Origin of the sequence: Streptomyces mexicanus, from assembly GCF_902506575.1 — a bacterium.
In the GTDB taxonomy this organism is placed as follows: Bacteria; Actinomycetota; Actinomycetes; order Streptomycetales; family Streptomycetaceae; genus Streptomyces; species Streptomyces mexicanus.
Genome location: NZ_LR732634.1, coordinates 1 through 19,393, shown reverse-complemented (window position 1 = coordinate 19,393; position 19,393 = coordinate 1). Strand labels below are relative to the sequence as shown.

Genomic DNA, 19,393 nt, shown 5'->3' with positions numbered 1-19,393 from the left:
CGCCCGGGACGGCCGCACGAGCCGCACGAGCCGTACGACCGAGGAGCAGATCGCATGAAGGCAGTCCAGGTCGTCGGGTACGGCCCCGACCTGCTCGACGACGTCCGCATGGCCGAGGTGCCCGCCCCGGAGGTCACCGGACCGCACGACGTGATCGTGAGGATCGGGGGCGCCGGGGTGTGCCGCACCGATCTGCACATCCTGGAAGGTCAGTGGGCCGAGAAGTCCGGTGTCGCCCTGCCCTGCACCATCGGGCACGAGAACGCGGGATGGGTGGCCGCCGTGGGCAGCGCCGTCACGGGCGTCGCCGAGGGCGACAAGGTCATCGTCCACCCGCTGATGACCTGCGGGCTGTGCCGTGCCTGCCGGGCCGGCGACGACGTCCACTGCGAGCGGTCGCTGTTCCCGGGCATCGACACCGCCGGGGGCTACGCCGAGTACCTGAAGACGTCCGCGCGCAGCGTCGTCCGCCTCGACGACACCCTCGAACCCGCCGACGTGGCCGCCCTGGCCGACGCGGGCCTGACCGCCTACCACGCGGCGGCCAAGGCGGCGCGGCGGCTGCGGCCCGGCGACCGGTGCGTGGTGATCGGCGCGGGCGGTCTCGGCCACATCGGCGTCCAGGTGCTCAAGGCGCTCACCGCCGCGGAGCTCGTCGTCGTCGACCGCAACCCCGAGGCGGTGAAGCTCGCCCGGTCCATCGGCGCCGACCACGGCGTCGTCGCCGACGGCGACCAGGTGGCGCAGGTGCTGGGGCTGACCGGGGGCCAGGGCGCCGAGGTCGTCGTCGACTTCGTCGGCGAGGGCGGCGCCACCCGTGACGGCGTGCGCATGCTGCGCCGGGCCGGGGACTACCACGTCGTCGGGTACGGCGAGAACATCGACGTCCCGACGATCGACATCATTTCGTCGGAGATCAACTTCATCGGTAACCTCGTGGGCAGCTACACCGACCTGTGCGAGCTGATGGTGCTCGCCGCACAGGGCCGGGTGCGGCTGCACACGACGACGTACCCGCTCGACCGGTTCCGGGACGCGCTGGCCGACCTGGACGCCGGTCGGGTCCGCGGACGCGCGATCCTCGTACCGTGACCGCGGACGGGCCGGGTCCCGCACATCACAGAAAGAGAGCCCCATGATTTTCATCACGGCGAAGTTCCGGGTGCTTCCGGAGCACGCGGACCAGTGGCCGGAGATCGCCGGCGACTTCACCCGGGCCACCCGGGCCGAGCCCGGCTGTCTCTGGTTCGACTGGTCCCGCAGCGTGGACGACCCCGCGGAGTACGTGCTCGTCGAGGCGTTCCGCGACGACGAGGCGGGCGCCGCACACGTCCAGTCCGCGCACTTCCGGGCCGCGCAGGAGAAACTGCCGCGCTATCTGGCCGAGACGCCGCGCATCGTGAACACGACGATCGACCAGGACGGCTGGTCGGAACTCGGCGAGATGGCCGTCAAGTAGCACGACCGGCGCCGCCCGCGCCGGCGTAGACGACCGTCGGCCCCCGCCCCGTTCACCGGGGCGGGGGCCGATGGCGTTCGCCGCGCCGGTGCGCGCCCGGCGGGCGCGGGGCGAGTGTCGCGGCGCGCCCGGCGCCGGGCGAACGCCGGGTTCCGGAACTCTTGACAGCGCCCGTGTGCCGGGGGCAGCATCCTCGCGTCCGTTGACAACGTTGTCTACAGTCCGATCGGGTGAACTGAACGCGCCGGTGCCCGGCGGGTTCTGACCGTCCGTCGGGTGCGAAGGGCAGGAGCGCGGTGTCAGGCTCATCGATACATCAGGCTCATGTGCACGGCAGAACACGTCCGAGACGGCGCGTTGCGGGTGTGGTCGCCGCGGTCGCCCTGGCGCTCGCGGCGACGTCCATGTCCGTCACCCCCGCTGCGGCGAAGGCCGATGCGGGCACGGTGAAGGATCCGGCCTCCTACGTCGACCCGTTGATCGGCACCGCGAACGCGGGCAACACCTATCCCGGTGCCGTGCAGCCGTTCGGCATGCTCGCCTGGAGTCCGCAGAACTCCCGCGGCAACCAGGTCTCCACGCCCGCTCCGGGCGGATACCAGTACAACGCCACGAAGATTCGCGGCTTCAGCCTGACCCATCTCAACGGCGTCGGCTGCTCCGGAGCCAACGGCGACATCCCGATCATGCCGTACGTCGGCGACGTCGACTCCTCGCCGACGGCCGACACCACCGACGCCAAGTACGCCGGCACCTTCTCGCACGCGAACGAGACCGCGTCGGCCGGCTACTACAAGGTGCGCCTGGACAGTGGCGCCTCCGCCGAGCTGACGGCCACCCCGCGTACCGGCTCGGGGCGATTCGGGTTTCCCGCGGACAAGCCCGCCTCCATGCTGTTCCGCACCTCCAACTCCGAGAGCGGCAGCACCGCCGCCTCGGTCGAGGTGAACGCCGCCGCGCGGACCGTGACCGGTTCGGTGAGCGCGGGCAACTTCTGCGGCCCGCAGAGCGCCAACAACCGCAAGGACCTGTACACCCTGTACTTCACGGCGCACTTCGACACACCGTTCGCCAAGGTCGGCACCTGGACGGACGGCACCCTGCACCCCGGCGCCACCACCGCCACAGGCGGCACGGGCTTCAGCTCTTCCGGCAACCCGGTGGCCGGCAAGGGCTCGGGAGCGTACGTCACCTTCCCGGCGGGCACCACCGAGGTCCGGGCGAAGGTGGCCGTCTCGTACGTCAGCCCGCACAACGCCGAGGCCAACCTGCGCGCGGAGAACCCGCCCGCCAGGACCTTCGACTCGGTCAAGGCCGAGGCGCACGCCGCCTGGAAGCGCGCCCTGAGCGCGATCGAGGTCGGCGGCGGCAGCGACGCCCAGCGCACCCCCTTCTACACGGCGCTCTACCACTCGATGCTGGAGCCGACCCTCCCCAGCGACGTCGACGGCCGCTACCTGGGCGGCGACCGCAAGCCGCACCGGCTGGACCGGCGGCAGAAGGCGCAGTACGGCACCTTCTCGGGCTGGGACCAGTACCGCGCCCAGGTGCAGTTGATGACGCTGCTGAACCCCAGAGTGGGCAGCGACTATGCGCAGTCCCTGTTCAACTACGCGCAGCAGCGGGACGGCGAGTGGGACCGCTGGCTGCTGGAGAACGGCAAGACGAGCGTGATGTCCGGCGACCCGTCGGCTCCGGCGGTGGCGAGCATCTACGCCTTCGGAGGCCATGACTTCGACGTCAAGGGCGCGTTGAAGTCGCTGGTGACGGCCGCGACCGTGCCGACGGCGAACGACTCCAGCAGCGCCGGCTGCAACGTCGAGTGCGTGGGCCAGCGCCCGGCGCTGGACACGTACCTGAAGCTCGGTTACGTACCGGCCGACGGCTGCCACTGCTGGGGCGGCGCGGCGGAGACGCTGGAGGACGCCGCGGCGGACTTCGCCCTCTCCCAGCTGGCCGGCCGGGTCGGCGATCACGCCACCGAGAAGGAGTTCCTCGACCGCTCCGGCAACTGGACCAACGTCTTCGACCCCGACGCCACGCCTCAGGGCGGCTACATCCGCGACCGCAGGTCCGACGGCACCTGGGCGGGCACCTTCACTCCGAGCACCGGCAGCGGGTTCGTCGAGGGGACCAGCGCCCGCTACACCTGGATGGTGTACTCCGACGTGGCGGGGCTGGCCCGCGCCATGGGCGGTGCCGACAAGGCCGTCGCCCGCCTCGACTCCTTCTTCCGCACCCCGGACGGCGCGTTCGACTTCTCGGCCGAGGACGGCACCCGCTACGACCCGACCAACGAACCCGACATCAACGCCCCGTACCTGTACGACTACCTGGGAGCGCCGTACAAGACGCAGGAGACGGTCCGCGCCGAGATGGACCGGCTGTGGACGAACACCCCGGGCGGCATCCCGGGCAACGACGACGCCGGGACGATGTCGTCCTGGTACGTCTTCTCGGCGCTGGGCATGTACCCGCAGGTGCCCGGCCGCGCCGACATGGTGCTCACCGCGCCGCTGTTCCCGCACGCGGTGGTCCACACCGGCAACCACCGGACGATCACGATCGAGGCGCCCGCGGCGTCGGCGGACAACATCTACGTGCAGAGCCTGAAGGTCGACGGCAGGACGTCCGGCAAGCCGTGGGTCCCCGCCTCGTTCGTCACCCGCGGTGGCACCCTGCGCTACACGCTGGGCGCCGAGCCCCGCACCGCGTGGGGCAGCGCGAAGGCCGACGCGCCGCCGTCGTTCCCGGGCGGCGGAGCGAAGTTCTTCACCGGTGTCACCCCCTCCGGCCTGAAGGCGGAGCCGGGTGGTGACGCCGTCACCGCGACCGTCAAGGTGCAGACGCTCCAGGACCGGGCGACCGTGGTCCACTGGACGGCCACACCGCCGGCGGGCCTGACGGTGACACCGTCCCAGGGCGACCTCACGGTGCCCGCCGGCGGGTCGGCCGGCACCGAGGTGTCCGTCTCGGTGGCGGCAGGGACCGAGGAGGGCTTCTACACCGTCCCCGTCACGCTCACCTCCTCGTCCGGTACGGCGCTGCCGAAGACGTCCGCCTCGGGGACCGTCGCCGAGAAGAACGGCATGCTGTGGAACGTCAACAACAACGGCGCCTCGGAGGACGACGGCGACCCGCGGGCCAACTTCGACGGCGAGGGCTGGAGTTACTCGGCCGCCGCGCTGGCCGCGGCCGGCGTGGAACCGGGCGGCACCGTCTCCTCCGGCGGGTTCGACTTCACCTGGCCCCGGGCGAAGGCCGGTGAACCGGACAACATCGAGGTCGTGGGGGGCGGTCAGGTGCTGGCCGTGCGGCCCGCCGCCGGGGCCACGAAGCTGAGCTTCCTGGGCGCCGCCGCGGAAGGCGCGGCGAGCGGGACGGTGACGCTCACGTACACCGACGGCACCACGCAGCAGGCCACCATCGGCTTCAGTGACTGGACCCTCGGCGGCGGTACGCAGAAGCCGTCGTTCGGCAACACGGTCGCCGTGCACACCGCGTACCGCGACATCCAGGGCGGCGGCAAGGATCCGGTGGGCACGGAGGTGTTCGCCACCGCGCCGATCGCGCTGCAGGCCGGCAAGCAGCTCGCGGGTGTGACCCTGCCCGCCACCACGGACGGCGGCGTGCTCCACGTCTTCGCGGTGGCGACCGCCTGACGCGGCACCCCGGCCGGTCGCGGCACACCTCGCCCGGCCGACGCCACGGGGCCGGCCCGTTCGGGGCCGGCCCCGTGTGTGTGCGGGCGGTGGACGACAGGGCGGTGCGCGGCGAGGGCGGGAACACCTCACGCAGCGGACGCCTGACGTCGAACGCCGCGATACCCGGGCACCCGGCGACCGACACCACGACGAGCTGAGCAACGTGTCACAGTCCGCCCCAGTGTCCGGCTGCCTCGACCAGACGGTCACGGACGACGGTGAGGGCGGGGTTGTCCGGAGCGCCGCGCCGCACGGCCACGTAGAGGGTGTTCAGGGGTGGGACCTCGGGGTGGTGGAGCTGAACGACGCGGCCGGCGGCCAGGGGAGATTCGGTGAGATAGCGCGGCAGGACGGAGATGCCCGCCCCGGCCTCGACGGCGGCGAGGACGGCGCGCAGGTCGGGGACGACGAGCGCCACCGGGTTGAGCGGTCGGTGGCCGAGCTCACTGCGCCAGTAGCGCCGCACGATCGGGAGGTCTTCCGCATAGGCGACGAGCGGGAAGGCGGCCAGGGCGTCCGCCGGGCTGGTGCGGAGCCGCTCCGCACTCAGGGTGTGCGCGGCGGCGGGGGCGCCCACGAGGAGGAACTCCTCGTCCACCAGGGGCACGGCGAGGAGCTCTCTGTGTGTCGGCCGGACGGCGGACACGACCAGGTCGAGGCGCCTGTCCACGAGCGCGGCGAGCAGGTCCTCGGCGAGCCCCAGAGTGACATGGAGGGACAGGCCGCGGCCTGTGAGGGGGGCGAGGGCGGGCAGGACCCGCACCGTCATGACCTCGGCCGCGCCGCCGATGCGTACCGTACCGCGCAGGGTCGGCTCGGTCTGCGCCGAGTCGAGGACACCGACGAGCCCGTCCAGATGCACGCTCACCCGGGCGGCGAGGGCGGCGGCACGGGGCGTGGGGACGACGCCCTTGCGGGAGCGGAGGAAGAGCGGTTCCCCGATCTGCTCCTCCAGCCGGGCGAGCTGGCCGGTGACGGCGGGCTGGGAGATCCCGAGTCGCTCGGCGGCGGCCGAAAGGGACCCCGATCGGTAGATCTCCAGGAACGTCGCCAGCAGGTCCAGGCTCGTCACGCTGCCTTCCTTCCATCGGTGCCCGGGCGGATCGAGATCGTCACCGCGGGGTCCCATCATCGCCCGCGTCGAGGTCGCCGGCGGCGGGCGCGTCCGGAGCGCCACGGATCGCCGCCGACGAGCGTGCGGACGTGGTGCTGGAAGGTCTCGTCGGGACTGCACTCCGGCCGCCGAGCCGCTGCCGGGCTCAGACGGCCGCGATCGCCTTCAGGACCCGCTCGGCCGTGCCGATGCTGGACTGCGGGTTCTGACCGGTGATCAGGTTGCCGTCCACCACGACGGTGGTGGTCCAGGGAGCGCCGGTCCGGACGGTGGCGCCCCTGTCGCGCAGCCGGCTCTCGAGGAAGTACGGGGTGTTCTCCCCCAACCCGCCCTGGCGCTCCTCCTCGTCCGTGAAGGAGGTGAGGGACTTGCCGGCGAAGGTGAAGGTGCCGTCCTCCTTGACGGCACTGAGCAGGCCGGCGACACCGTGGCACAGGGCGGCCACGATCGTGCCCTGCGCATCGGCCTCGTTCAACAGCCGGCCGAGGTCGGCGTCCTGCGCGAGGTCGGCCATCGGCGCGTGGCCGCCGGGGATGTAGATCGCGTCGTAGTCGCTCGCACGCACCTCGGAGAGCGTGAGCGGAGTGGAGAGCTGCTCCTCGATCCCGGCGAGGTACGCACGGAACTCCTCGGCGTCGGCCGCCGGGACGCCGCCCTGCTCGCTGAGGCTGAGCGCGTCGACGGTCGGCCGGACGCCGGCCGGGGTGGCGATGTCGACGTGGGCGCCGGCGGCCTTGAGGACCTTGTGAGATGCGGCGACCTCCTCGGCCCAGTAGCCGGTGGGGTGAGCGGATCCGTCAGCCAGCTTCAGGGTGGTGGCAGCGGAGATGACCATCAGAATCTTCGACATGGGTGTGCCTGGCTTGTCCTGTCCGGAGGGAACACGTCGGCCCGCGGAGCGGATCGACGCGTGCCGCCTGCCTTGTGGGGCGGCACCGTGAACAACCCCAGCATCCATCACGGACATCCCTTCGCCTCAAGGCCCGCCATAAGAATCCTTATGGATGCGCCTTGACGGGGAGCTGTGACGGCCGGTAGCGGGCCGAGCGGAGCCGCCACGGCGGTCACCGTCACCGGCTCGCTCGCGAGGCGGTCTCACGCCCGGCCGGCACCGGCCCACCGAGCCGGCTGCGGCCGGGCGTCCGTCCCGGGTGTGCGGGAGGTCGGTCGCGACGCCGGGTCGCGGGAACGTGCGCAGTCCGGGGCGGCGTGGCTGACTCCGAGGTCGCGTCGAAGGTCCCGCCGGCGGGGGGCGGCAGCGGTCTCTGTTCCGGTCTTCCCCTCCCCCGTCTTGTCTGCCGCATCGTCCGTCGGCGCAGCCGGCCTCACGCGTGCCGCAGTCGGTTCCACCGGGGGATGAGGACTGCGCTGCTCGGCCGGGGCGGTACCGACCGGCGCGACCGGGAGGTCCGCAGCGGGCGGGGCTGCACGGTGCCGCAGGAGCGGGCGGGTTGCGCACGCGCGACTCCAGGCGTCCGCGGCGACGGTCGCGTGCGCCGTCACCGAGGAGCGTGTGCGGGAAGTGTGCCCGTGGGCCCGCCCGGCCGTACGGCAGCGGCCGAGCGGCCGCTGCCGTAGGGCGATCTCGTGGGCAGCCTACGCGTGGCAGACGCCGCCGCGGACCATCTGCAGATGCATGGCGACGATCGGCCGGGCGGTGCGAGCAGCCGCGCGAACCTTGGCGTCCGTGCCCTTGGACAGCTCGGTGTCGATGAGGGCCAGGGTTTGCGTGTGGCCCTTCTCCTGCGCCTCGAGCCAGGCCGAGTCGTAGGCCGCAGTGCCCTGGTGGGCCTTCACGGCTGCCAGTTGCCGGCGCTGGGCGGCGGTCGGCGTGCCGGGCAGGGACACGCCCTTGCTCCGGGCCAGCGCCATGCCCTGGGCGTCGAGGCGGGTGTGGTCGCGTACCAGGATGTCGGCGACTCGCTTGACGCAGGCGCTGGTCGCGTGGCTCCGGGCGTCCTGGCCGGCGGCTATCTCGGCGAGATTGGACTGGTGGACGGCCTTGAGGAAGGCCGAGTCCTGTCCGGCGAGCGGCGCGGCCGATGCCGGGGTCGCAGCCGTGGCGAGGGCCAGCAGCGCGGTCGCCGCGGCCGTACCGCACAAACGGGTGAGTCGCATGAGGTCCTCCACAGGTCGGTGAACCGAAGGGAAGGGATCGCGGGGTCTTCCACCTCGCCGCCCGGGCACGGCCCAGGCGTGGGTGCCGCTCTGGTCATGATGGCGACGCTTCTCGAACGCCTGCTCGCCTTTCGAGCGCGGAAAGCGGGGCCGCGCTCGTCCGATGCCCGTGGTCCTGCGGATATGACGCTGCGCAGTCGTAGGCCGAGAGGGGGCCGAACGGGTGAAACGGCCGGGGTCGCGGCGGCCCCGGCATTCACCGTGTCCTGGCGTCCTGGCCGCCTCGTCCGTGGCCGGGGCGCTTGCCCGGTCAGACGGACATGCGGTTCCTGTTCTGGGCGAGATCCGTTTGAGGACGGACCCTGGTCCGACGTGCTGGAGATCGTCATGCGGACCTACTGATCCCGCTGCTGGTGTGCGCCTCGGCAACCGGCCCGGTCCCGCAACCGGCTCGGTCCCCGCAGGGTTCCCCGGTCTGCCTGCTAAGGTGCCGTCAGACCTCACGCGCCTCCTGCGCACGGACACCGGTCCGCGCACGGGAGGCTTTTTTCTTGCCGAGGTTTTCACGCCGAGGTGTCTTTCGTGCCGAGGTGCTTTTCGTGCCGAGGCCTTTTCATCCCGGAGCCGGACGGTCCGGCGCCGGTGACCCCGTTGCGAAGGTGCTCCCGCCGGGCGAGATGCCGGCGGGAGCACCTTCCCTGCCCAAGGAGGAGATCCGTCTCGTGAGTCCGTGGACGAGCCCCGCAGCCGCCCCGGGAACCGGGCGCCTGGGTGACCTGACCGTCAACCGCATCGGCTTCGGCGCCATGCGGTTGACCGGCACCGTGCCCTTCGGCGGCGTGCCCCGTGACCGCCAGACCTCCATCGGCGTGCTGCGGCGGGTCGTCGAGCTGGGGGTGAACCACATCGACACCGCCTCGTTCTACTTCTCCGCCACCCGGTCCGCCAACGAGCTGATCAACCGTGCCTTGGCGCCGTACCCGGAGGACCTGGTGATCGCGACCAAGGTGTGGCCGGGCCGTGATCCCTCGGGCGCGTGGTGGTGGGCCGCACCGGAGCAATTGCGCGGCCAGGTGGAGGAGAACCTGCGGCAACTGGGCCGCGACCACCTGGACGTGGTCAACCTGCGGGTACCGCCGAGCCGGCACAGCGGGTCGATCGCCGAGCACTTCGGCGCGCTGGCCGAGCTGCGGGACGCCGGGCTGGTCCGGCACCTGGGGGTGTCCCACGTGACGGCCGCACACCTGGCGGAGGCACGGGCGATCGCCCCGGTGGTCTGTGTGCAGAACCCGTACGGCATCGGCGCGTCCGACGAGGACGAGGCCCTGCTGAGGCGGTGCGGTGAACTCGGCATCGCCTTCGTGCCGTTCTTCGCCATCGCCGGTTCCGGGCGGGAGGCCGGTCCGGGCGCGCCGGACGGCGAGGCGGTGCACGCCGTGGCCCGCGCGCACGGGGTGTCCGTCGCGCAGGTCCGCCTGGCGTGGACGCTGCACCGGGGACCGCATGTGCTGGCCATCCCGGGGACGGGTGACCCGGAGCACCTCGCGCAGAACGTGGCGGCCGGCGGGCTGCGGCTCACCCAGGAGGAGGTCGACCTGCTCTCGTCCTGCGCGCCGGCCGCTGAGCGCCCGCGGCGGATGCCGCGGACGGCATGAGGGGCGTCAGGCGCAGAAGTCGAACCAGGCCGCGCGGGCAGCCGCGGACCGCTGGTCCGCCGCCGCGCGCCCCGCGCACGGCCTGACCGTCAGCGAACCGGCCTGGTGCGGGGCGGCGCGATCCCCGGGAAGGTGATCTTCACGTTCCCGGGTGCCGACGGTACGGTGAGCGACGTCCGTGGGTGCGCGGGCGTTGCTCCGGTGAGGGGAGATGCGGATGTTGTGCACGGTCGTCGGAGCGGGCGCCTGGGGTCTGCCGGCCGCCGCGGAACTGGCCGCTCGCGGCCACACGGTGACGCTGGTGGACCGCTACGGAGTGGGCAACCGGTTGTCGTCCTCCCACGGCCCGACCCGGCTGTGGCGACTGGCCGATCCCGACCCGCTGCGCGTCCGCCTGTCGCTGCGCGGCGCGGCGGCCATGCGGCGGCTGGAGCAGGACACCGGCGCCGAGGTCCATCTGCGGCGCGGCATCCTGTGGCGCGACGAGGACTCGCTGCCCAGGCTCGTCGCCGCGCTGCGCGGGGCGGCGCTGCCCTTCACCGAGGTCGCGGCGGCCGATGTCGGCCGGTTCTTTCCCGGGCTGGCCGGCGGCGGGCGCGAGGCGGTGTTCCAGGCGGACGCGGGGGTGGTGCTGGCCGAGGCGTCGCTCGACGCCCAGCTGCGCAAGCTGACGGCGCACGGCGGGCGGCTGCGCACCGGCACGGAGGTGGTCGCCGCCGACGCCGCCGCCCGCCGGCCCGTCGTGCACCTGGCCGACGGCACACGGCTGGACGGCGACGTCCTCGTGCTCGCCGCCGGCCCGGGCACCGTGCGACTGCTGCCCCACCTCGGGCTGTCGGTGCCGCTGCGGCCGTACGTGGAGCAGGTGGTGCACTACGCCGGCCTCGCCGACCCGGCGTCCACCGCGCGTCTGCCCGGACTCTTCGACGGCCCCGCCGGCGACCGGCCCGGTCTGTACGGCATGCCCACGCCCGGGGTCGGCTACAAGGTGGGGCTGGACATCCCGCTGCGGCCCTTGCGGCCGGAGGACCACGACCGGACGCCGGATGCCGGCCGCACCGCCGAACTCACCCGGCGCGTACGGACGATGTTCCCCGGCGCGGTGCCTGCCGTGGTGGACGAGCAGGTCTGCACGTGGACCGACTCACCGGACGGGCGGTTCGTGATCGACCGCATCGGCGACGGCGTCGTGCTCGCCTGCGGTGACAGCGGCGAGGGTTTCAAGTACTCCGCGCTGATGGGCGAGATCCTCGCCGACCTGGCCGAGGGGCGGCCCGCCGATGAGGACGCCGCCTGCTTCTCCCTCGACCGCCTCAGCGGCCTCACCGACGACCCCGACCGCCCGCCGACCTCCCTCGGCCGGTCGCACGCCCGCGGCGCGTGACCGGCCGCGGCGTCGGCCCGGACCGACGTCCCGGATCGAAGTCGCGGACCGCACCGAGCAGTTGGCAGCACCTGCTCACGAAAAGGCGCCGCTTGTGTGTGATGCTCTCCCCATGACTCTCTCCGATGACTCCTGGCGCGCGCGCCTGCGGACCGATCAGCCGCATTCGGCGCGGGTGTGGAACTACCTGCTCGGCGGCAAGGACCACTATCCGGTCGACAGCTCCGCCGGGGAGCTGATCCTGAAGAACTTCCCCCAGATCGCCGCGATCGCCCGCCAGCAGCGCGCCTTCCTCAAAAGGGCGGTGCGGTTCCTGACCGCCGAGGCGGGCATCCGCCAGTTCCTGGACATCGGCACCGGTCTGCCCACGGCGGACAACACGCACGAGGTGGCGCAGCGCATCGCACCCGACTCCCGCGTCGTCTACGTCGACAACGACCCGATCGTGCTGGCCCACGCCGAGGCGCTGCTGCGCAGCACGCCGGAGGGGGCGTGCGCGTACATCGACGCCGACGCCCGTGACACCGGCCGCATCCTGGCCCGGGCCGCCGAGACCCTGGACTTCACCCGGCCCGTCGGTCTGATCATGCTGGGCATCATGGGGCAGCTCCCGGACTCCGAGGAGCCCGCCCGGGTGGTGAAGGAGTTCGTCGACGCGCTGCCCTCGGGCAGTTACGTGGCCCTCAGCGACGGCACCGACACCAGCGAGGGCCTCAGGACCGCGATCGCCGCCTACAACAGCCAGTCCGTCCACTCCTATCATCTGCGCTCCCCGGAGCAGATCGGCTCCTTCCTGGGCGGCCTGCGCCTGGTGGAGCCCGGCCTGGTCAGGACCGCGCAGTGGCGTCCGGACCACGAGGCGGCGGGCATCGACCCGGAGGAGGACCACGCCGTCAGCGCCGTGGCCGTCAAGGAGTAGGCGCGGGCCCGGCACGGGCGGCGGGTGCCCCGTGCCGGGCGGTGCGTCAGCGCAGGATCGGCCGGTACAGGTCCGTTCTGCGGTCGAGGAAGCGGTCGTTGCGGGAGGACAGCGCCTTGCCCCTGGCCCTGGTCAGGGACAGGTCGGCCCCTGCGGTGCCGTCGGGCCCGGGGTGGCGGCGTTCCGTCCGTTGTCATCGACGATCGTCGTTCCCTCGGTCCATTCCTGGCCCCGCTCACGGCCCGAGCGGTCGCAGCAGGCGATGACGACGTGGTTGACGCGTGCCGCGGCCTGGGCGATGACCACCTCCGGCGGGCGTTCGCCGTCGGCCCGGTCCACCAGCGGCCAGTTGGTGGGCACGGCGAGGAGGTCGGCCCCGGCGAGGGCGGGCGGCCGGGGCTCCGCGACGGGTCAGCCGGGTCACGGGTCCGCTCACCCCGCCCGCCGCGTCCATCGCGCCCGCCGCGGCCCGTCAGCGCAGCCCCGGAGGCGTCCACTCCGCGTGGCGCAGGATGGTGCGCAGGGTCACCCCCGAGGGGGCCAGGCGCATGGCGGTGTTGCGCAGGGCGACGGCCACCGGGTGGGTCAGCTGCTGCCCCATGCGACCGGCCTGGCGCGCGGCGCGGGCCACGGCCTGGCTGCGGGGGCGCCGTTCGGTGTCGTAGCGGGCCAGCGCCGCCTCGACGGTGGGCTCGGTGGCGAGCGCGGCGGTCAGCACGGCCGCGTCCTCCAGCGCCTGGCAGGCGCCCTGCCCGAGGTTGGGGGTCATGGCGTGCGCGGCGTCACCGAGCAGGGCTACGCGGCCCACGGCGTAGGCGGGCAGGGGCACGACCAGCTCGTTGATGTCGTGGTGCAGCACGGCCTCGGGGCGGGTCGCCGCGAGCAGCGCGGGGATCGGCGCGTGCCAGGTGCCGCACCTGCGGCGCACTTCCGCCAGGGGGTCGGGGAAGCGGGTGCGGGCCGGGGCGTTGAGGACGGCGTGCCACTCCGCCCGGCCGTCCGTGAAGGCGATGTGGCCGAACTCGGCGCCGTGGCCCCAGGTCAGCTCGAAGTCGGTGTCCAGCGCGACCGGTTCGTCGGTGATGGCGCGCAGCACGGTCGATCCGCTGTAGGCCGGGCCGGGGTGGGCGGGGAACAGCTCGGCCCGCAGCCGGCTGTTGACGCCGTCGGCGCCCACGACCAGGTCCGCGTCGAGTGCGCCGTCCTCCAGGCGGACGCGCGGCCGGCGCGGGTCGGTGCGGTCCACGGACAGCGCCCGCTCGCCGATCCGCAGGGACCCGGAAGGCAGGGCGTCGCGGAGTATCCGGTGCAGGACGGCGCGCGGGACGCCGACGATCGGGGTGCCGAGCGCGCGTTCCAGGGCCACGCCGTCCATCTGTGCCAGCCGGGCCCCGCCGGGGGTGCGGGTGCCTCCGGTGTACTGGGGGCGTGCCGCCGCGCGCACCGCGTCGCCGACGCCCAGCAGGTCCAGGGCGCGGATGCCGTTGGCGTGCAGGGAGATCCCCGCTCCCGCGTCGTCGAGGACCTGGGCCCGCTCCAGGACCGTCACCTCCCAGCCGATCAGGTGCAGGCCGATGGCCGCGGCCAGTCCACCGATGCCTCCCCCGACCACCACTGCCCTGTCGCCCATGCCGGGCACCTCCCGTGTCAGCAGCCGTTTTCTACAGATGTAGAAGCAGATGTGGAAGCGAGCATAGTCCAGGCCCTCTACAGGTGTAGAACTAGGGGGTGACCACAGACCGACCCACCGTGCTCGCCGACGCGGCCATCCACGTACTCGCCCGGGAGGGGATGCGCGGGCTGACCCACCGCGCCGTCGACCGGGCCGCCGGCCTGCCGCCGGGCACCACCTCCGCGTACTACCGCACCCGCCACGCGCTGCTCACCGGCCTGGTGCGGCGGCTGGTGGAGCGGGACCAGGCGGAACTCCAGGCGCTGGGCAAGGAACCGCTGGGGTTCGGCAGCGCCGGTGAACTGGCGGAGCGGATCGCCGAGTTCGCCGAGGCGCGGCTGACGGGCGAGGGACGCGAGAGGTCGCTCGCGCGGTACGCCTGTGCCGTGGAGAGCGTGCGCCATCCGGAGCTGCGGGAGATCCTCCTGCCGCGGGAGAACGCCGCTCGCGCCGCCGTGCGCGACTTCCTGGCGGCCCAGGGCGTCCCGGACGCCGAGGAGCGCACCCTCACGCTGCTGGCCTGCGTGGACGGGCTGGTCTTCGACCGGCTGGTCGGCGGGGGACGGGTGCCGCTGGAGCAGATCCGGGCGCTGGTCGAGACCGCTCTGCGGTAGAGACACGTGCCCCATCTGAGGGCGCGGCCCGCCGGCCTGCGACGCCGGGCGGGGAACGGCGTGCGACCGGGTGCGACCGGGCGGGGAACGGCCGGGGGAACGGCAAGGCACGTCCCGGAACGGCCGGGTGGCGAACGGCCGGGGAACGGCCGGTGCCTGGCGGTGACATGCCCGTGAATTCGGCCCGGAAGGTGTTCCTCCCCCTCGCCCCCACGGGGCCGTCCTGGTCACCATGACATCCCTGTCCGCCCTGTCACGCCTGGGAGTCGGCCGTGAACGGCATTCCCTGGGACACCACGCTGGCCGTCGTGGGTCTGGCCGTCTCCGCCCTCGCGGCCCTGTGGGAGTTCGCCCTCGTCGGGCGGAAACTGCTCGGCTACCGCGTGCAGATGGACACCACCGCCCAGGACGCGGCGGCCGCACCGTACGCGGGTGTGCTGCAGCAGATGCAACGCAACGGCACACCTCTGCGCGACCCGTCCTTCGTGCTGCTGCGCATCGAGAACAGCGGCCGGGCCCCGATCGTGGAGAGCGACTACCTCGCGCCCGACGGGGCCCGGGCCGGCATCCAGGTGAGGTTCCGGGGCCGCCGGGTGGTCGGCATGGTCGTGACCGAGCTGAGCCGCGACGAACTGCGCGGCTTCTTCACCCCCGGCGACACCGGCCAGGGTGCCCCGCAGCGGGTGCGCGGCCTCGGGGTCACCGACGGTCTCATCGAACTGCCGAAGGTGAAGCTGAACCGCCGCGACCACTACAAGGTGCTGGCGGTGCTGGAACGCGAACAGGGCTACAGCGAGCGGACGTTCCCGGACCCCGAGGTGGTCGGCGGCCTCGTGGGCGGGGTGCGCCGGGGCCGGATGCGCAGGACGGAGTACCACCCCTTCGCCGCCCGGCCGGTCCGGGCCCTGCTCGTCGTCCTGGTGCTGGTCCTCATCGGCGAGTCCCTGTTCATGCTCTTGCGCAGCGCGCCCACGGCGGCCCCGCTGGACTGCGCCAAGGGCACGCTCACGCTGTCCGGGTCCACCGCGTTCGCGCCGGTGCTGCGGGAGGCGGCGCGGCAGTACGAGAAGACATGTCCCGACGCGCACATTCCCGTCTCGGCCGACACCTTCCAGGGCAGCGTGGCCGGACTCAACTCCCTGGCGGCGGCAGGCGCCAAGGAGAAGCCGGCCGGCCAGGACCAGGGGCTCGGGGACCGGCTGGCGTTCAGCGACGGGCCCAAGGGCGACGGCCGCCCGCAACTGCTCCCCCGGCCGGTCGCCCTCTCGCTCTTCACCCTGGTCGTCAACCCGGACGCGGGGGTGAAGGATCTGGGCCTGCGGCAGGGGCGGGACATCTACGCCGGCAAAATCACCAACTGGAGTCAGGTCAAGGGCAACGACGTACCCATCCACCTCGTCAGCCGCCACCCCGGCTCCGGCACCCGCACCACCCTGGAGCAACAGGTCCTGGGCGGCCGGTCCCTCCCGGCCGTCACCGCGGGCGACTGCGCCGCCCTGGACGACGCCAGGCCCGGCCGCTGCGAAGTCGGCGACACCACCACGCTGCTGGACACCGTGGCCTCCGTACCCGGCGCCCTGGGTCACAGCGAGGTCGGAGCGGCGACGGCGCACCGGGGAGTGCAGCCGGTCCGCATCGACGGCTATCCGGCGACCCTGGAAGGCGTCGACTCCGGCGCGTACCCGTACTGGCAGACCGAGTACGCCTATACCTACGGCGAGCCGCCCGCCGGCTCCCTGGCCGCGGGCTTCCTGCGCTCCCTCGGCAACGAGGTGGGCAAGGACATCATCCGCTCCCACGGCGACCGCCCCTGCGCGGAGCTGTCCAAGCCGCTGCTGTGCCGCCCCGGCTGAGCCGGCGGTCCCGTCCGGTCCACGGTCGCCGGGCCGCCGTGTCGGCGCCTGTGCGCGGGACCGGTGGTCCGGCTGTTCCCGGGATGCCGCGGGGCCGCCGTGTGGGCGCCCGCGCGGCGGACCGGTGGTCCGGCGCTCCCGGGATGCGGTGCCCGGACCGGGGCGTAGCGTGGGAAGGGCGGACAGGGAGCACCCGGCAGCAGGCGTGCCCGTCCGGCTCCGCCGCTCGCGGGGCAACGGCCGGCGCGGGCCGGCGCGGTTCCGGACGCTTCGCACGCGCTGTCGCCCCCAGGACCGGGAGGAGTGGTTTGCGTGGGCGCAGCACCTGAGATTCAGACCCTGCGGCAGGCGGAACTGACGGAGGAACAGGCCCGCGAGAAGGAACGCCAGTGGTTCCTCGACGCCGAGACCGGGGAGATCAAACCGGACGTGCACGCCGGTGACGACCCGCGAACCCGGCCGCGGCCGGTCCGGGCGGCGCGCTGGACCTTCGATTGACCGAGCCGCCCGAGGACCGCGTCTGGGCCCGCCACCCTCGGCGTACGGGCGCGGTCCTGATCGTCGGCGCGGGAGCGGTCGGCGGCTTCGTCGCCGAGGAACTGGCCCGGATCGGGTTCAGCCCGCTCCATCTGGTCGATCCGGACACGCTCGCCGTGGAGAACATCGTGCGCCATCCGCTCGGCGCCCCTGAGCTGGGGCGGCCGAAGGCGTCGGCGCTGGCCGGCAGGATCCGCCGCGACTTCCCCTCCTGCGCCGCCGTGGGCCACTGCGCCGACTTCCTCGAGCTGTCGGCTCAGGAGCAGCGCGCACTCGTGCGCGAGGCGGACGTGGTGGTGGCGGCGACCGACTCGGCCGCGTGCCAGCGCGAGGTGAACGAGGTGGCGCTCGTGGTCGGCAGGCCCGCCGTCTATCCGGCGGTGTGGGTGGACCCGAGGATCCGGGACGCCGAGGTCGGCGAGATCCTGTGGGTGCTCCCGGGCAGGCGCACCCCCTGCTACGCGTGCGCTGCGGCCTTCCGGCGGGCGGCGTCCGACACGCAGGCGGCCCGCGGCGCGCGGGTGGACATCCAGCTCATCGCCCTGGCGACCGCGCAGGTCGTGACGGCGCTGGCCCACCCCGGCGACGCCCGTGCGGGGATCCTCGACCCCCGGCGCACCGCCATCTATCTCCATGGCTTCACCCCCACCTCGCCGGGCGTGGAGTCGATCTTCCCCACGGACGGGCTGAGCAGCCGCAGCGTGCGGGTCCCCTTCCCGCCCCGGCCCTGCCCCTCCTGCCGGGGCTGGCGGTACGTGGCCTCCTCGGACGCGTCGGCCACCCGCGAAGCCGGCGTTCCCTCCTCTCGTGCCGCGCCGGAGCCCCGGTGGCCGGTGGGGGCGGTGCTCGCCGCGGTGCTACTGCTCGTCACGGTGCTGTTCGTGATCTCCCTCGCCCAGGGCACGCATTCCTGAGACGGCCCCGCGCAAGGCGCGCACGCGCGGGACGGGGCACGCTCCGGGAGACGGACGGTCTCCAGGCGGGCCCCTTGACGGCACGCCCGCCGCGCCGTGTCACACCGTGCGCTCACGGGTGCCCGGCCGCTCGTGGAGGCGGACGCCGAGGACGACCACCAGCAGCGAGACGAACCCGACGGCCGCCGCGCTCCAGATGCCCGCCCGGACGCCGAGCGGGAGCAGAAGGGCGGCGGCGAGGGCCGCACCCAGTTCGCGGCCTCCGGAGGTGACGCCCGAGGCGACGCCTTCCTTGCCCGGCTGCGCCCGGGCCAGCCCGGCCGCAGAGGTGGTGGGCACCAGCAGGCCCCAGCCCGCGCCCAGCAGGACCAGCGGGACGATCAGCGCGCTGTAGTGGTGGAACAGCACGGGCACGACGGCCAGGACGGCGACGGCCAGGACCGATCCGAGGATCATCGCCCCGCGCACGCCCAGGCGGCCGATGGTCCGGCCCGCCGCGAGCGCGGAGACGATGTTGCCTCCGGCCAGCGGCAGCAGGGCCAGGCCCGCGACGAAGGGCGTCATGCCGAGTTCGTCCTGCAAGCCCGTGCTGATGAGGTAGAGCGGGCCGAAGAAGGCGGCCGTTCCGACCACCGTGACCAGGGCGTTGGCGCTGAAGGCCACGTCGCGCAGCTGGCTGAGCGGCAGCATCGGCGCGCTCGCGCGCCGCTCGACCCGGCCGAACAGCCACACCACCGCGCACAGGACGACGACGCCGCCCGCGACGACGCCCGCGGGCAGTTGCCCGCCGTCGTGCGCGAGGAAGGCCACCAGGCCGAGCAGGACCACCATGACCAGCAGGCCGGGCAGGTCCAGCCGGGCGCGACCGCCCCGCAGCCGGGGCAGCACGGGCCGTCCGATCAGGGCGAAGAGAACGGCGAGGACGGCGACGACGAGGAACATCGCGCGCCAGGAGAACGCCGAGACCAGAGCCCCGCACAGCACCGGGCCCAGGGCGGCCCCCAGTGCGTTGGCCCCGGCCCAGATGCCGATGGCCCAGGACGTCTTCCCAGGGACGTCCTGGTAGACGAACTGGATGAGGGCGAGCGCGGAGGGCAGGACGAGGGCCGCGCCCGCGCCCTGCCCGAAGGTGCCGAGCACGACCAGGGACACGTCGGGCGCGGTGGCGGCGACCAGGCTGAAGACGCAGAAGACGCCCAGGCCGGCCAGGAAGACCCGGCGCGCGCCGAACCGGTCGGTCAGCGCGCCGCCGGTCAGGGACAGCAAGGCGAAGGCGAGCGTGTAGCCGGACAGCACCCAGCCGAGCGCCGTCTCACCGGCGTCGAAGGCCGAGCGGATCGCGGGCGAGGCGATGTTCAGGCCGGAGGTCAGCAGGATCACCAGCAGGGTGCCCAGGCTCGTGCCGGCCAGGACCAGCCCGGGCGAGCGACGCCGGGGCGCCACCGCGGCG

16 protein-coding genes are annotated in these 19,393 nt (G+C 73.6%); 10 read left to right on the top strand and 6 right to left on the bottom strand.

Annotated elements, in window-relative coordinates:
- The first annotated feature begins 54 nt into the window (after nt 1–54).
- The 3 genes from GV126_RS33940 (at nt 55) to GV126_RS33930 (ending at nt 5,121) form a co-directional block, all read left to right on the top strand.
- Nucleotides 55–1,092, top strand: coding sequence for an NAD(P)-dependent alcohol dehydrogenase (locus tag GV126_RS33940; RefSeq protein ID WP_159675042.1), 1,038 nt, complete (start codon nt 55–57; stop codon nt 1,090–1,092).
- 43 nt (nt 1,093–1,135) lie between these two features.
- The gene (locus tag GV126_RS33935) at nt 1,136–1,459 is read left to right on the top strand and encodes a putative quinol monooxygenase (protein WP_159675040.1); all 324 of its coding nucleotides are present in this window, start codon (nt 1,136–1,138) and stop codon (nt 1,457–1,459) included.
- 404 nt (nt 1,460–1,863) lie between these two features.
- Nucleotides 1,864–5,121 carry a GH92 family glycosyl hydrolase gene (locus GV126_RS33930; protein ID WP_159675046.1) on the top strand — a complete coding sequence of 1,086 codons (3,258 nt, stop codon included), beginning with the start codon at nt 1,864–1,866 and terminating at the stop codon, nt 5,119–5,121.
- Nucleotides 5,122–5,329: 208 nt separating this feature from the next.
- Here GV126_RS33930 and GV126_RS33925 read toward each other — a convergent pair whose 3' ends face one another.
- The 3 genes from GV126_RS33925 to GV126_RS33915 form a co-directional block, all read right to left on the bottom strand.
- Nucleotides 5,330–6,235, bottom strand: a complete 906-nt coding sequence (locus tag GV126_RS33925) for a LysR family transcriptional regulator (protein ID WP_159675038.1) — start codon at nt 6,233–6,235, stop codon at nt 5,330–5,332.
- A gap of 187 nt (nt 6,236–6,422) precedes the next feature.
- Complete coding sequence (locus GV126_RS33920; RefSeq protein ID WP_159675035.1) at nt 6,423–7,127, bottom strand: type 1 glutamine amidotransferase domain-containing protein; 705 nt, start codon at nt 7,125–7,127, stop codon at nt 6,423–6,425.
- A gap of 746 nt (nt 7,128–7,873) precedes the next feature.
- The gene (locus GV126_RS33915; RefSeq protein WP_159675033.1) at nt 7,874–8,395 is read right to left on the bottom strand and encodes a DUF4142 domain-containing protein; all 522 of its coding nucleotides are present in this window, start codon (nt 8,393–8,395) and stop codon (nt 7,874–7,876) included.
- Nucleotides 8,396–9,117: 722 nt separating this feature from the next.
- On the opposite strand from GV126_RS33915, the gene GV126_RS33910 reads away from it, so the two are divergent.
- The 3 genes from GV126_RS33910 to GV126_RS33900 all read left to right on the top strand — a co-directional run bounded on the left by GV126_RS33910 (nt 9,118) and on the right by GV126_RS33900 (nt 12,353).
- The gene (locus tag GV126_RS33910) at nt 9,118–10,050 is read left to right on the top strand and encodes an aldo/keto reductase (protein WP_419796047.1); all 933 of its coding nucleotides are present in this window, start codon (nt 9,118–9,120) and stop codon (nt 10,048–10,050) included.
- 211 nt (nt 10,051–10,261) lie between these two features.
- A complete protein-coding gene (locus tag GV126_RS33905) occupies nt 10,262–11,434 on the top strand; it encodes an FAD-dependent oxidoreductase (RefSeq protein WP_236570363.1) in 1,173 nt (390 codons plus the stop codon).
- A gap of 112 nt (nt 11,435–11,546) precedes the next feature.
- Nucleotides 11,547–12,353 carry an SAM-dependent methyltransferase gene (locus GV126_RS33900; protein WP_159675027.1) on the top strand — a complete coding sequence of 269 codons (807 nt, stop codon included), beginning with the start codon at nt 11,547–11,549 and terminating at the stop codon, nt 12,351–12,353.
- A gap of 132 nt (nt 12,354–12,485) precedes the next feature.
- Here GV126_RS33900 and GV126_RS33895 read toward each other — a convergent pair whose 3' ends face one another.
- On the bottom strand, nt 12,486–12,713 hold the full coding sequence (locus tag GV126_RS33895; RefSeq protein ID WP_159675025.1) for a carbon-nitrogen hydrolase family protein: 228 nt from the start codon (nt 12,711–12,713) through the stop codon (nt 12,486–12,488).
- Nucleotides 12,714–12,825: 112 nt separating this feature from the next.
- Nucleotides 12,826–13,983, bottom strand: a complete 1,158-nt coding sequence (locus tag GV126_RS33890; protein WP_159675023.1) for an FAD-dependent monooxygenase — start codon at nt 13,981–13,983, stop codon at nt 12,826–12,828.
- A 98-nt stretch (nt 13,984–14,081) separates the two neighbouring features.
- Here GV126_RS33890 and GV126_RS33885 point away from each other — a divergent pair, with 98 nt between their 5' ends.
- From GV126_RS33885 to GV126_RS33870, 4 genes are all read left to right on the top strand, one after another.
- Nucleotides 14,082–14,639, top strand: a complete 558-nt coding sequence (locus GV126_RS33885; protein ID WP_159675020.1) for a TetR/AcrR family transcriptional regulator — start codon at nt 14,082–14,084, stop codon at nt 14,637–14,639.
- Nucleotides 14,640–14,911: 272 nt separating this feature from the next.
- Entirely contained in the window at nt 14,912–16,492 is a 1,581-nt protein-coding gene (locus tag GV126_RS33880; RefSeq protein ID WP_236570362.1) for a substrate-binding domain-containing protein, read from the top strand.
- 312 nt (nt 16,493–16,804) lie between these two features.
- Nucleotides 16,805–16,990 (top strand): hypothetical protein, encoded by a 186-nt coding sequence (locus tag GV126_RS33875; RefSeq protein WP_159675018.1) that lies wholly within the window; start codon nt 16,805–16,807, stop codon nt 16,988–16,990.
- Nucleotides 16,987–17,943, top strand: coding sequence for a ThiF family adenylyltransferase (locus GV126_RS33870; protein WP_159675016.1), 957 nt, complete (start codon nt 16,987–16,989; stop codon nt 17,941–17,943). The genes GV126_RS33875 and GV126_RS33870 overlap by 4 nt, the downstream gene beginning before the upstream one ends.
- Nucleotides 17,944–18,042: 99 nt before the next feature.
- Here the strand turns inward: GV126_RS33870 and GV126_RS33865 are convergent.
- A partial coding sequence (locus GV126_RS33865) for an MFS transporter (protein WP_159675014.1) occupies nt 18,043–19,393 on the bottom strand: 1,351 nt, incomplete at its 5' end.

Bases quoted from the DNA above. Each gene is read 5' to 3' on its own strand.
- GV126_RS33930 (WP_159675046.1), top strand. From the start codon at position 1,864: ATGTCCGTCACCCCCGCTGCGGCGAAGGCCGATGCGGGCACGGTGAAG.
- GV126_RS33890 (WP_159675023.1), bottom strand. From the start codon at position 13,983: ATGGGCGACAGGGCAGTGGTGGTCGGGGGAGGCATCGGTGGACTGGCC.
- GV126_RS33940 (WP_159675042.1), top strand. From the start codon at position 55: ATGAAGGCAGTCCAGGTCGTCGGGTACGGCCCCGACCTGCTCGACGAC.
- GV126_RS33905 (WP_236570363.1), top strand. From the start codon at position 10,262: ATGCGGATGTTGTGCACGGTCGTCGGAGCGGGCGCCTGGGGTCTGCCG.
- GV126_RS33920 (WP_159675035.1), bottom strand. From the start codon at position 7,127: ATGTCGAAGATTCTGATGGTCATCTCCGCTGCCACCACCCTGAAGCTG.
- GV126_RS33915 (WP_159675033.1), bottom strand. From the start codon at position 8,395: ATGCGACTCACCCGTTTGTGCGGTACGGCCGCGGCGACCGCGCTGCTG.
- GV126_RS33935 (WP_159675040.1), top strand. From the start codon at position 1,136: ATGATTTTCATCACGGCGAAGTTCCGGGTGCTTCCGGAGCACGCGGAC.
- GV126_RS33900 (WP_159675027.1), top strand. From the start codon at position 11,547: ATGACTCTCTCCGATGACTCCTGGCGCGCGCGCCTGCGGACCGATCAG.